Annotated in this window: 13 protein-coding genes; 7 read left to right on the top strand and 6 right to left on the bottom strand. The window is 65.2% G+C overall.

The features are described 5' to 3' along the window. The first annotated feature begins 185 nt into the window (after positions 1 to 185). The 3 genes from HPY64_09765 to HPY64_09755 all read left to right on the top strand — a co-directional run bounded on the left by HPY64_09765 (position 186) and on the right by HPY64_09755 (position 2395). The gene (locus HPY64_09765; protein ID NPV67417.1) at positions 186 to 749 is read left to right on the top strand and encodes a sortase; all 564 of its coding nucleotides are present in this window, start codon (positions 186 to 188) and stop codon (positions 747 to 749) included. Between the two features lie 13 nt (positions 750 to 762). Continuing rightward, complete coding sequence (locus HPY64_09760; GenBank protein ID NPV67416.1) at positions 763 to 1599, top strand: methyltransferase domain-containing protein; 837 nt, start codon at positions 763 to 765, stop codon at positions 1597 to 1599. Between the two features lie 109 nt (positions 1600 to 1708). Then, positions 1709 to 2395, top strand: coding sequence for an isoprenylcysteine carboxylmethyltransferase family protein (locus HPY64_09755; GenBank protein NPV67415.1), 687 nt, complete (start codon positions 1709 to 1711; stop codon positions 2393 to 2395). A gap of 6 nt (positions 2396 to 2401) precedes the next feature. Here HPY64_09755 and HPY64_09750 read toward each other — a convergent pair whose 3' ends face one another. The 3 genes from HPY64_09750 to sdhC form a co-directional block, all read right to left on the bottom strand. Beyond that, positions 2402 to 3166, bottom strand: a complete 765-nt coding sequence (locus HPY64_09750) for a succinate dehydrogenase iron-sulfur subunit (protein NPV67414.1) — start codon at positions 3164 to 3166, stop codon at positions 2402 to 2404. Between the two features lie 105 nt (positions 3167 to 3271). Next, positions 3272 to 5065 carry a succinate dehydrogenase flavoprotein subunit gene (locus HPY64_09745; GenBank protein NPV67413.1) on the bottom strand — a complete coding sequence of 598 codons (1794 nt, stop codon included), beginning with the start codon at positions 5063 to 5065 and terminating at the stop codon, positions 3272 to 3274. A gap of 28 nt (positions 5066 to 5093) precedes the next feature. Beyond that, positions 5094 to 6014, bottom strand: coding sequence for a succinate dehydrogenase, cytochrome b556 subunit (gene sdhC, locus HPY64_09740; protein NPV67412.1), 921 nt, complete (start codon positions 6012 to 6014; stop codon positions 5094 to 5096). 310 nt (positions 6015 to 6324) lie between these two features. Here sdhC and HPY64_09735 point away from each other — a divergent pair, with 310 nt between their 5' ends. After that, a complete protein-coding gene (locus HPY64_09735; protein NPV67411.1) occupies positions 6325 to 7491 on the top strand; it encodes an MFS transporter in 1167 nt (388 codons plus the stop codon). 161 nt (positions 7492 to 7652) lie between these two features. Here the strand turns inward: HPY64_09735 and HPY64_09730 are convergent, their stop codons facing one another. Then, a complete protein-coding gene (locus tag HPY64_09730) occupies positions 7653 to 8102 on the bottom strand; it encodes a C_GCAxxG_C_C family protein (GenBank protein NPV67410.1) in 450 nt (149 codons plus the stop codon). Positions 8103 to 8373: 271 nt separating this feature from the next. Here HPY64_09730 and HPY64_09725 point away from each other — a divergent pair, with 271 nt between their 5' ends. The 3 genes from HPY64_09725 (at position 8374) to HPY64_09715 (ending at position 11188) form a co-directional block, all read left to right on the top strand. Next, a complete protein-coding gene (locus HPY64_09725) occupies positions 8374 to 9366 on the top strand; it encodes a hypothetical protein (GenBank protein ID NPV67409.1) in 993 nt (330 codons plus the stop codon). Positions 9367 to 9616: 250 nt separating this feature from the next. Then, positions 9617 to 10534, top strand: coding sequence for a hypothetical protein (locus HPY64_09720; GenBank protein NPV67408.1), 918 nt, complete (start codon positions 9617 to 9619; stop codon positions 10532 to 10534). After that, complete coding sequence (locus tag HPY64_09715; GenBank protein NPV67407.1) at positions 10535 to 11188, top strand: class I SAM-dependent methyltransferase; 654 nt, start codon at positions 10535 to 10537, stop codon at positions 11186 to 11188. It abuts the gene before it with no gap. On the opposite strand, the gene HPY64_09710 is transcribed toward HPY64_09715, so the two are convergent. Then, positions 11185 to 11571 carry a response regulator gene (locus HPY64_09710; protein ID NPV67406.1) on the bottom strand — a complete coding sequence of 129 codons (387 nt, stop codon included), beginning with the start codon at positions 11569 to 11571 and terminating at the stop codon, positions 11185 to 11187. The genes HPY64_09715 and HPY64_09710 overlap by 4 nt on opposite strands. Before the next feature lie 211 nt (positions 11572 to 11782). Further along, positions 11783 to 12037 (bottom strand): ferrous iron transport protein A, encoded by a 255-nt coding sequence (locus HPY64_09705; GenBank protein NPV67405.1) that lies wholly within the window; start codon positions 12035 to 12037, stop codon positions 11783 to 11785. Between the last annotated feature and the right edge of the window lie 202 nt (positions 12038 to 12239).

The raw sequence follows: 12239 nt of genomic DNA, 5'->3' as shown, positions 1-12239 counted from the left end.
AGAATGAAGTCGCGTGTCATTTTGAGAGAAAATACACATGCGATTTGGTGCTTAGATGGGCAACCTTCAACCGGCATCTGAATTTCAACCGCGAAAGATACACTACCGGACTTTGCAACAGCCGTGCCGGCGGAAAACCGGCGTATACTGGACAGCGTGTATCCGGGAGCAGAAAGGGAACCGCGATGCGCCGTCTGTGGCTGCTGATGGCGTTGCTGATCGTGGGGCTGGCCGCTGCGCAGCCGGTCGTGGCGCAGGGCGGCGGGCCGCCGCCGCGCGTCCCCATCACTGAAGACACCTACTTTCAGCTCAAAATCCCGGCGCTGGCGCTGGATATCCCGGTTTTTGAGGCATGGATGAACCGCCGCACCTGGGAATTCCGCGTCCTGACGGAAGAGGCCGGGCATCTGCAATACACGGCGTACCCCGGTATGCGCGGTAATGTCGTGATCGGCGGGCATTACGAGCTGGCCGACTTCACGCCGGGGCCGTTTTACGAGCTGGATCAGCTGAAGCGGGGCGACACGATCGAGATCGTCTACCTGGGGCAGACCTACCGCTACCAGGTCGTGGCGACGGCGCTGGTCAGTCCGCGCGATCTGCGCGTGATCCAGCCGACGCCTTACGAGGCGTTGACGCTGTTGACCTGCTACGACTATAGCCCGCAGGCCGAGACCTACACGCAGCGTTATGTCGTGCGGGCGGTGCGCTTTGGTGCAACACCGGCACCCCCTGCCAGCGGCAATTGACCCGGAGGCCCTCATGGCGGTCGAAGATGGCGCCAGACCGGATCGAGGCCAGCAGCGTGTGACCGGAATCGAGGAGTTGCTCGCTGACCTGCAGGCCGAACTGAATCTCACCTGGCATCCTGGTGGCCGCGACGCAACCGACGTGCTGGCCGCTGCCTGTCACATCCGGCCGGGAGCGCGGGTGCTGGAGGTTGGTTGCGGCGTGGGCCTGACGGCGTGTTACCTGGCCCGCCGCTACGGGTGCAGGATCACCGGGATCGACAGCCGCCCGCGCCTGATCGCCCGCGCCCGTGAGCGGGCGGCGTGGCTGGGCCTCGGCGACCGGGCCGATTTCCACGTATGCGATGCTCTCAGCCCCCTGTCTTCTGGCGCCGACGCCGTCGGTTACGACGCCGTCGGTTACGACGCCGTGATCGGGGAAGCCGTGCTGGCTTACCTGCCGGAGAAAGCGACGGCGCTGCGCACCTGGATGGATGTTACCCGTCCGGGCGGATACGTGGGCTTCAGCGATGCCACGTGGCTCAGACCACCGAACCCGGCTTCGCTGGCGCTGGCAAGGGACGCGCTGGGCCGGAGCTTGGTCCTCCTGTCGCCAGATGACTGGGCGGCGCTGCTGCGAGAGACCGGACTGCTGGAAGTGACGGCTTACGTGCGCCCGTTGCATGCCGCTGGCGAGGCCCGCCAGCAACTTGAACACGCCGGGGCCGGGCTGCTCCGCGCCTGGGTCCGGGCCGCTGCGTTATGGGTTAGTCGCCCGGCTGATCGGCAGATCATCCGCCGTGCTCTGGGTATGCCGCGTGAGCTGTTCGGCACGTGGGGCTACGGCGTCTGGGCCGGGCGGAAACCGTGAGAAAAGGGCAGGAGACGGAGGTAAGAGGCAAGGGAAACCGGTGGCCCGCAGGAAAGGGCCAGCCGGAAGGTAGTGTGTGGCACCCCTGGCGGGCAGGGAAGGGGTTGCGATGAACGAGCCTGCAAAGCCAGCCGGTCGAGTCTTACGCCGGGCAGCGCGGATGCTCTCCGGCCCGCTGGTTGTCGCCGCGCTACTGGTGGGGACGGCGGGGCGCCTGGACTGGTGGCCGGGCTGGCTGCTGGTGGGATTGTTCTTTGCCTACTCGCTGGCCCTGTTGCTGGGGGCCGGGACGCTGCTGGAGGCTCGCCGCCAGCAGCCACAGAACACACCCCCGGCGGAGCTTGCGCTGCTGATCGCGGTGGCGGCGCTCATGGTTGTCATGCTTGGCGTGGCTGGCCTTGAAGCTCGCGCCGGGCAACCTTCCCGTATCCCGCTTGTCCTGCAGATCGCTGGCTGGGTGATCCTGTTACCCGCCGCCTGGCTTGCCACCTGGGCGCTGCTGACCAACCCGTTTGCGATCGCTTTCAGCCGCATCCAGCCTGAACGCGATCAGCGGGTGATCACGCACGGGCCGTACCGGCTGATGCGCCATCCAGTCTATGCCGGGGCGATTGCCTTCGCGCTGGGTACACCGCTGGGACTGGGATCGGCGTGGGCGCTGCTGCCGGGCGGGGTGCTCACCGCGCTGTTTGTGATGCGGACGGTCAGGGAAGACGCCCTGCTGCGCGAGCAATTGCCTGGCTACGCCGAGTACGCGGCGCATGTGCGCTACCGGCTACTGCCAGGGGTGTGGTGAGGAGGGCTACTCCGTCCCGCCCTGCGTCATTTTGCGGGCGCGCATCCGCTCCGCCCCCATCTGGATGGCCAGCTTGACCTCGCCGATGGCCCGTGTGACCTCGATCTCACGCGGGCAGGCCGGTGTGCAGTTGAAGATCGTCCGGCAGCGCCAGACGCCATCCGGCGCAGCCAGGATATCCAGCCGCTGCTCCGCAGCCTGGTCGCGGCTGTCGAAGATGAAACGGTGGGCCTGGACGATCGCCGCCGGCCCAACATACGACCCATTGGCCCAGAAGGAGGGACAGCTTGTCGTGCAGGCCGCGCACAGGATGCACTTGGTGCTGTCGTCAAAGATCGCCCGCTCTTCCGGTGACTGGCGGCGCTCCCGGCCGTCCGCCGGGGGCGGGTCGTTGTTGACGAAGTAGGGCATCACCGCCCGGTAGTGGGCGAAGAACGGCTCCATATCCACGATCAGGTCTTTGATCACCGGCAGGCCCAGGATCGGTTCCACCTGAATGGTCACGCTCTCCGCGCCTTCCGCCGCCAGGCTGCTGACCAGCACCTTGCAAGCCAGCATGTTGCGGCCGTTGATTCGCATGGCGTCGGAACCGCACACGCCGTGCGCGCATGAGCGCCGGAAGGCCAGCGTGCCGTCTTGCTCCCACTTGATGCGATGCAGCAACTCCAGCACGCGGTCGGCAGGGGCGACATCTTCCAGGGTGAAGTCCTGCCAGTAGGGCTTAGCGTTGGTCTCCGGGTTGAAGCGCCGGATGCGGAAATGGGCTTTCATCGCTTATCCCCAGTCTGATACAGTGCAAAGTGTTGGGTTCGCTGCGCCGGGTCTGGCGCGGGTGATCACCGCCGCGTACCCGGCTCGCTATTTTCCCGCTGCCTCTCAATAAACGCGTTCCTGCGGCTGGTAGCCCAGCGACAGATCCACCGGGCGGGAGTGATCCAGCCGGATTTCGCCATCGACCAGCGTGGCGAACGTGTGCACCAGGAAGCGTTCGTCGTCGCGTTTGGGAAAATCTTCCCGGCTGTGCGCGCCGCGGCTTTCCTGGCGGGCCAGGGCGCTGGCGGCAGTGACCTCGGCCACGTCCAGCAGCGCGCCCAGTTCCCACGCTTCCAGCACATCGGTGTTGAAGCGGTAGCCGCGGTCGTCAAGCGTCAGGTCGTCCCGGAAGGCCGCCTTGAGATCGCGCAGCGTCTTCAACGCTTCCTGGATGCCCTCCGCCGTGCGGAAGACACCGACGTGATCCATCATCGTCTCCTGCATCCGCCGCCGAAGCTGGCCGGGGCGGGTGCTGCCCTTACACGTGCGGAGGCGATCCAGTTCGGCCTGGACGGGGCCGGTCGGGTCGGATGGCAGCGGCGGCAGGTCAGCGCTGCGGGCGTATTCAGCGGCCTTCTTGCCGGCGATCCGCCCGAAGACGATCAGGTCGGTCAGGCTGTTGGTGCCCAGGCGGTTGGCGCCATGTACACTGACGCAGGCCACTTCGCCCGCCGCGTACAGGCCGGGCACAATCGCCCCGTCGGCGCTGGCCAACACTTCAGCATCGACATTGGTCGGGATGCCGCCCATCGCGTAGTGAGCGGTCGGCGCGACCGGGATCGGCTGCTCGACCGGATCCACCCCGGCGTACGTCTTGCAGAAATCGAGGATGTCCGGCAACTTCTGATGGATGGTTGCCGCGTCGATCCGGCGCGAGTCGCCTGCTTCTGCCAGGTAGCGGTTGACGGTCTTGGGCGTCACATCCAGGTGTACGTAGGGCTTGCCGTTGATACCGCGCCCGGCCTTTAGCTCCAGATAGATGGCCCGGCTGACCACATCCCGGCTGGCCAAGTCTTTGATCGTCGGGGCGTAGCGCTCCATGAAGCGCTCGCCCCGATTGTTAAGCAGGACTCCACCTTCGCCGCGCACGCCTTCGGTGATCAGCACGCCCAGCCCGTAAAGGCCGGTGGGGTGGAACTGGAAAAACTCCATATCCTCCAGCGGCAGGCCGCGTCGCAGCAGGATGGCCGGGCCGTCACCGGTCAGGCTGTGGGCATTGCTGGTGACCGACCAGACTCGCCCCCACCCGCCGGTCGCCCAGATCACAGCCTTGCTATGGAAGACGTGCAGCTCGCCTGTGCCGATCTGGATGGCGACCACGCCCGCCGCCCGTCCATCGTCACTCAGGAGCTGATCCATGACGTGGTACTCGTCGAAGAAGGTGATCTGGTTCTTGATGCACTGCTGATAAAGCGTCTGCAGGATCATGTGCCCGGTGCGGTCGGCGGCGTGACAGGCGCGGCGCACGGGCTGCCTGGTTTTGTTGTTGGTGTGGCCGCCAAAGCGGCGCTGGCTGATCGTACCGTCAGGGTTGCGGTCAAAGGGCAGTCCCAGGTGCTCCAGCTCGATCACGGCGCTGACGGCTTCCTGGGCCAGCACCCGTACCGCGTTCTGGTCGGAGAGGTAATCGCCGCCCTTGACCGTATCGAAGGCGTGCCACTCCCAGTGATCTTCCTCCAGATTGCCCAGCGCCGCGCCGATGCCCCCCTGCGCCGTCCCGGTATGGCTGCGGGTGGGGTAGAGCTTGCTGACAACCGCCACCTTACCGCCGGGGAGATTCTGACTGGCGTAGAGCGCAGCCATCAGCCCTGCGCCGCCCGCGCCTACGACGACAATGTCGAATTCATGTGTGTGCATAGCGTTTCGCTCTCAGCCCATAAAGATGTCACATACCCGGCACGCCACTGATCAGGGCTAGCGCGCCGATGATGATCAGTGCCGCGCAGCCGACAACCACCGCCCAGGTCAGCCCGCGCCGCACGGTCGGGTGGTGAGCGTAGTCGTTGAAGACGATGCGCAGGCCGTTGAAGCCATGAACAAGCGCCAGCGCCAGCAGCGCCGCATCGTAGATCCGCCAGCCCAGGTAAGCCCAGCGTGCGGCAACGAAACTGGCCGCCAGGCCGGTCCCGCCCTGGTTGATGCTGAATACACCCTCGATCACGTGCATGATCGCCAGATGGCCAAAGGCCAGCGGCAGAATCAACATCCCGGAGACGCGCATAAAGCCCCACAGCACCTGCTCCAGGCGGCTACGCCGGGTGAGCAGCGGGCCGGCCAGTCCTGCGCGACCGCTGACAGCCCCGAACAGCCCGGAGAGGAGCACCCCCGCCAGCAGGGCCAGGATCATCCCGCCGCCGAAGGGCACAACGACCCGGCTGAACACCAGCTCCAGTTGCAGGTCAAATGAGCGGCCTGTGTAGAACTCGACCACGTGCTGGGCCATCAGGACGAAGACGGGGACGAGTACCACGATCGTGGCCAGGAAGACGATCTGGGCGGCGCGCGCCTGATGCCGCCACCACTCCGGGCGGAAGTCAAAGATGGCGATGCGCAGCCCGTTGAAGGCGTGGAAGACCACACAGGCCACCAGCGCAAATTCGCCGATGGTGAACAGTGGGGTCTGGTAGATCGCGATCGCTTCTTCGTAGAGTTCCGGGAAAAAGGCCACCCACGAGGTATCGATCACATGGAGGACGAGGAAAAGCAGCGTGCCCAGTCCGGCTAACCGGTGCAGAACCCAGCTCCATTGCCCGATCTTCCCCCGGTAGCGCAGAACTTCGGTGACGGTCATGGTCAGCGTGGTCATAGGCACAGGCTCCTGAACAGGTGCTCTCAGGCTCGCCGACGGCGATTCGTCTGGGCGGGCACCGGCCCGCTGAGCCGAGGCGAACGCCGGACGGGTGGAGCGATTTCTGGACAGTTGACGGTGACAATGGCCGATTATAGCCCGACGCTTTTAAATGCCAAATTACGATGCGTGGCGGGGGTTAGCGGCGGGGAGGCCGAGGGGGGAGGGGGGAGACGGGCCAGGAGACCGGCGGGGCGGGGTATGGCTGCCGCGGGCAACGGCTTCTGCTGTATAATGTGCGCCATTCTTCTGAGGGGGTGAAAGCACGATGCAGCGCGATCGCGAATACTGGCTGGTGGCAGGCGGCTACGCCCTGATCTTCGGTGCGATGGCTCTGGTGGAGCCGTACCTGGTCCCGCACCTGCTGGGACTGGGGCTTTCCGGCACCGAAGTCGGCAATCTGATGGCGGTGGTCAACCTGATCGGGCTGCTGTTCATCCCGCTGGCGTCCTCAGCGGCAGATCGCAGCGGGCGGCACCGGCGGATCACGGTGTGGTCAACGCTGCTGCAGGCGGCTGCCGCGCTGGCGATGGGCCTGCTGACGATCCCTCTGCTGGTCGGCGCGGCGGTGATCCCCTTCCGCTACTTCACCGGGCTGGGGATGACCGCCCGCAACCGGCTGGCGCTGGCCTGGCTGCAGGCGCGTAACAGCCGGGATTACGGCAGCCTGCGCCTGTGGGGATCGCTCGGTTTTGCCGGGTGTGTGGTGATCGGCGGCGTGGTGGCCCAGCGGGCCGGCGTGCCGCTCCTGTTCGTGGCCAGCGCCGCGGTTGCCCTGGCCTCGCTGGCGCTGCTGCAGCCATTCGCGGCGCAGCTGCCCACCCAGGAACAGCGCCGGCGGGAAGGGCGGCCCTCGCCGGTGCTGGTGTTGCTCCTGCTGGTGATCATCCTGATGTCCCTCTCCCGCGCCGCCTATAACGGTTGGGTGCAGGATTTCATCCAGACCGGCCTGGGCGGCGGGCAGAGCGCGGTCGGGCTGTACATGGCTCTGGTGGCGCTGATCGAGGTGCCGGTGATGGCCTACGAGCACCATCTGGTGCAGAAGTGGGGTTCCGGGACGACCTGGGCGCTGGGATTGATCCTGGTGGCGGCGGGCTTCTGGCTGTTTTCGCTGGTGCAGACAGTCCCCCAGGCGTTGCTGCTGGCTTTGCCGATGGGTGTCTCGCAGGGCTTCACCATTGTCGCGCCGGTGGTGCTGATCGGGCAGGTCAGCCGCCCGCATAACACGACGCTTAACCTGGCGCTGGCCGGGGTGCTGGGCAACCTGGGCACGCTGATCGGCAGCCCGATCGCCGGGCGGCTGTTCGACGCTTACGGCGTGCGGACGTTGCTGCAGGTGGGCGCGCTGGGGATGTTCCTGACGCTGATCGTGCTGGTGGGGGGGCTGCGGCTGGCAGGGCTGGGCGCGCTGCGCCCGGAGGGCGCAGGCCGGTAAGGAGGATGGAGTTTTTCCGCTACCTCCAGTACAAGATAGCGCCACCATGCTGTAACCGCGCCATATTCCTACTCTTTTGCCAATGAACAGCACAGTGGCATGCCTCTAGGCGAGGCAGCCAGTGACTATGCCTTGCAGGAATGACACTTCGCGGTAAGGCGCTACGCTGCGCCGCCATCCCCGCCGATCGCCAGGACCAGGCGCACGGCGGCGGCGACATAGGCCGCGCAGCGCGCGCCCTGGTTGGTGGCGACGAAGCGGGCTTCCCCTTCCGGCGTGCCCAGCGCGCAGCCGCACAATTCATAGCAGCCGGTTGACCCGAATTCCGCCTGGAAGCGCTCCAGCACCTGCTGCACGGCGGCGTAGACCGGCTCGACCGACTGCGCCGGGGTATCGCGGCCCAGCAGTAGCCCCAGGCCCATGATCGCGCCGGAGAGCGCGCCGCACATGCCGCGCGTGTTGGCGATACCGCTGCAGAAGCCGGTGGCGATCCGGGGGATGAGCGGCGACTCGATGCCCTGGCTGCGGGCGATGGCCAGCAGCACGCTTTCCGCGCAGTACAGGCCGGACTGGAAGGCCTGGCGGCCCTGCTCGGCGGGATGGTCGGTCATGGTGGCGCGACTCCTTTCTACCAGCGCTAGCATCTGTGCTGTCATTCTGCAGCGGCAGGGTGTCTGCTGATCACTGCCTGACACGGATCATACCTGATTCTGATGGATTCCGATCGGTTCATGCTGATGGGTCGTCAGCCGCGAGTATCCATCACCTGCGTCGGTTGTTGCTTTTGTTGAAAACCATACAATGAATGCGGTGCTGCCTCTTCGTAGCATTTCGGGCGGCAGCCATATCGATTGTAGATTGTGATGCTGGAGGAGGCTTTACATGTTGAAAAGAGTTGTTCTAGGAATGGCAGTGATGGTGCTGTTGTTGGGCGTGACGGTGGCTTATGGCCAGGGCGGGACGATCGCCGTTGGCGACACCCTGGAAGGCATGCTGAATAACTCCACGGCGGAGTACACGTTTACCGCCCGGGGCGGCGAGTCGGTGACTTTCACCCTGCGCTCGGACGATTTTGACCCATTTCTGGAGTTGCGGGATGGCGACGGCGTTACCCTGCTGACCGACGATGATAGCGGAGGGGATCTGAATGCTGCGTTGATGTACACCTTCAGCGCCGCTGGGACCTACCGCGTGGTGGTGACCAGCTACTCAGGCCCGGCCACAGGAGCCTATACACTCAGCGCGGCTGCCTTCGAGATCGTGACACTGAGCTACGGCGTGCCGGCCAAGGTGAAGGTCAACAACGATGTCCATAACTTCACCTTCACGGCGGAGGCCGGGACAGTGATCGACCTGGCCTGCGACAATCCCGACCTGGATGTGCGTCTGACGCTGGTCGATGCTGGTGGTATGCAGGTGGCTTACGACGATGATGGTGGCCCCGGCTACGCGCCCTACCTCCGCCGCGTGATTCTACAGGATGGCGGCCAGTACACTGTGCGGTTGGAGCCAGTGGGCAGCGATGTGGTGGGTACAACCCTGTGCACCCTGACCCAGACCGAGGTTCAATCGCTGGACGGCGGTCCAGTGACTGTCACCTTGAGCAGCGATATGTCGATGGAGCGCCTGGTCTTTACCGCCACTGCCGGGCAGACGTACCGGTTGACTGTCAGCAGTCCGTCCCAGACTGACGCCTACATCACGGTGATGCAGGAGGGTTACGAGGTTTACAGCCTGAATTTCTCCCAGGCTCTGGAGGGGTCGTTTGTCTTTATGGTTTCCAGCGGCGGGCTGTTGCCGGTGGAAGTGACCAGCTACAGCACCTGGTCTGGCCCGGTGACCCTCGAGATCACGGTTGAACCGGTCGCTCCCTAGGGCATTACAGGGAGCGCGATCGTTGGTGAAGAAGAAATGGGCGGTCTACGGGCCGCCCGTTTTCTGTTTGGAGTCCAGCAATGGTTTGCTGTTTCCGGGTATCCGCGCCACCCCCACCGCGTTATTCTGGGGGTGGTGGCGGCAAAAAACGGTCGGTAGTATCATGCCCTAGAGGCCGCAGGCAGCCGTGCTGCGGGCCGGGGACGCGCTTTTGGCAGGGGGGACTGGAGCGAGGCTGAGACGTGACACCATGAAACACAATCGTATCGTCCTGGACCCGGACGCCGTGGACGACGTGCTACAGCAACTGGCCGTATCGTACGATCTGGATTCGGGTACGCTCGAATACCTGGGGCGGATCGTCGCCCTCTACCCGCGCCCGGCGACCATGTACGTGGATGAATCCAGCGCCCTGTTTTACAGCCAGACTCCGCTGGTCGACCGCTTCACCTTCAACCTGCAGGCGGATGAGCTGGTGCTCTTCGCCAGCGACCCGCTGACCTTTATCGACGCCACGATCGAGATGGCAATGTACCTGGCCGGTTTCGCCACCATGCTCGGCGTGGATGAGCAGTGGAAGATCGAATTCACCATCGGCGCGTGGAAGCCGGTCAAGAGCCGGATCAAGCGCGAACTGGGTATCCCGGTCATCGACGAGCCGCTGTGGATTGTCGGATTGCCCCCGGAGAAGGAAGGGCATGAGGACCCACACCCCTTCCTGACGCTGGTCTCCCGCCTGGATATTGCCTCGTTCACCCAGATGGTCCGCCTGGCTGCCCGCGATGATGTGGAGGTCAACTTCCCCCCCGGCGCTGATCCGCGGGTGATCGAGGTTTATGTGCGGGTCAAGACGGCGATCGAGCAGGTAGCGGACGGCCTATCGCTGGCGGACTGGCGCGAGTTCAACCGGCGGTTGTTGCTGACGGTGCAGGAGCTGGAGGCCGAGTATCAGCCGTCCAGCCTGCCCGTCCCGCACTGGTGGCAGCAGCCGGAGCGGCCGGGTGATCCCCGGTCGGGCGACGCCGCTCCTGAGGAACGGGAGCGCGCCCTGAGCGCCCAGGCGGAAGGGGAAAGCGCGCCGGCATCGGAACAGACGCCGCTCTCTGAACGCGAGCGCTGGGACCCGTTTGCCGCCTACCTGGAAGAACTGTTCGGCGATGATGAGTAGTTGGCCGACAGCCAGGACGCGATGAGCAGCGATCGGTCACGCTACGAACGCTATCTGGCGGCGTACCGTGGTGCGGAGCCGCCACCCTGGGATACCGGTATCGTGCCGCCGGAGGTGCGGGCGCTGGCAGAAGGGCCACAGGCGCTCCCGCCTGGGCGGGCGTTGGATGTGGGCTGTGGCACGGGCGTCAGCACGGTGTACCTGGCCAGGCGCGGCTGGCGGGTGACCGGCGTGGACTGGGTGGCCGCCGCGCTCAGGCAGGCCCGCGCCCGTGCGCGAGCCGCTGGTCTGGGCCGGGCGCAGATCCGTTTTGTGCGCGCGGATGTCGGCGCGACGGATTTTCTGATCGAGCATCCCCCGGTTGATCTGTGGCTGGATATTGGCTGTCTGCACGGGCTGGCGGAAGAAGAACGGCGGCGCTATGCCGACCATGCGGCGCGGCTGGTAGCGGCGGGCGGCCTGCTGCGCCTGTACGCCTGGCAGCGGCAGGCAGGCACGGATGACCCGCCGGGCCTTAACCCGGAGGATGTGGCAAGTCTGTTTGGTGCTGCCTTCGTGCTGGTAGCAGTCGTTTTCAGCCGGGATACCGCTGGCGAAGAACGTCCGGCAGCCTGGTATGCGCTGCGCCGCCGGCAGGCGGGGGTGAGTCCCTAGACTCTGGCCGCGGCCCCGATCAGGCGGGCCACTTCGGCCAGCAGGTCAGCCGGGATAACCGGTTTGGTCATGAAGCTGGTGACGCCCGCGGCCAGGGCTTCCTCCCGCAGGGTCGGGCTGATCTGTGCGGTCAGCATCAGGATCGGCAGGTCAGCCAGGCCGGGCATGACTCGCAGCCGCTGGCAGATTTCCAGGCCGTTCATGTCAGGCATCATGTAGTCGATGATGATGGCGTCCGGCTTCTGGTGCGCCACCAGCGCCAGCGCCTCCGCGCCGGTAGCCGCTTCCAGGGTGACGTAGCCGCCCCTGCCCGCCAGGATCAGGCGCAATAACATCCTTGTGTCAGCCAGGTCGTCGACAATGAGGATATGACGCATCGTCATAAGATATCCTTCAGATAAAATTGTGATGCAAAGTCCGGACAATTATAGCTGGTACAGACAGCCCTGCAATAACCGGCCGTGAGTGTCTGCCGGGGCAACGCCCGGCAAGGCGGAGGTTGCCAGGCCGGGATTATAAAACCGCCGACCATCCCAGCCGGGACGGTCGGTAGTCGCTGGCGGTGCAAAATCTGCGCTGGCCCTGGCCCGAGGCCTACAGTTCGACCACGATAACCCGCGCTTCGGCGCGGCGCAGCAGCAGGCGGCGGCCATTCAGTAGGTACTCGATCGGATCGCCCAGGGTGGTTGCGCTGAGCATTTCAATCACTGCACCCGCTGTCAGGCCGACCTCGCTCATCCGTCGGCGGAAATCGCCACGCCCGCCAATCTGCTTGATCACGGCCGTTTGACCGGGCAGCAATTGATCAAGCGTGCGGATAACCGTGGTGATCGTGGTTGGGGTTGTCATTACACCTCCTTGACCGGGCTGTTACGATAAGCCGGGAATCTACCTGTTGTCAGGGATGCCTGAAGCTGACGCCTGTCGGGGCTGCAATGCGGGTGATTCGGGAGTACGTGTGGCGCAGAGAACACGGGTTCTGGTGGCGTTGCGTACGGGGAATGGGCACCCCGGCATCATGGCATCCTGCTGTCTGTCTACCCTGAGTATG

The organism is Anaerolineae bacterium (assembly GCA_013178165.1).
In the GTDB taxonomy this organism is placed as follows: Bacteria; Chloroflexota; Anaerolineae; order Aggregatilineales; family Ch27; genus Ch27.
The sequence above is the reverse complement of the archived record's forward strand: the minus strand, read 5'-3'. Positions and strand labels throughout refer to the sequence as shown.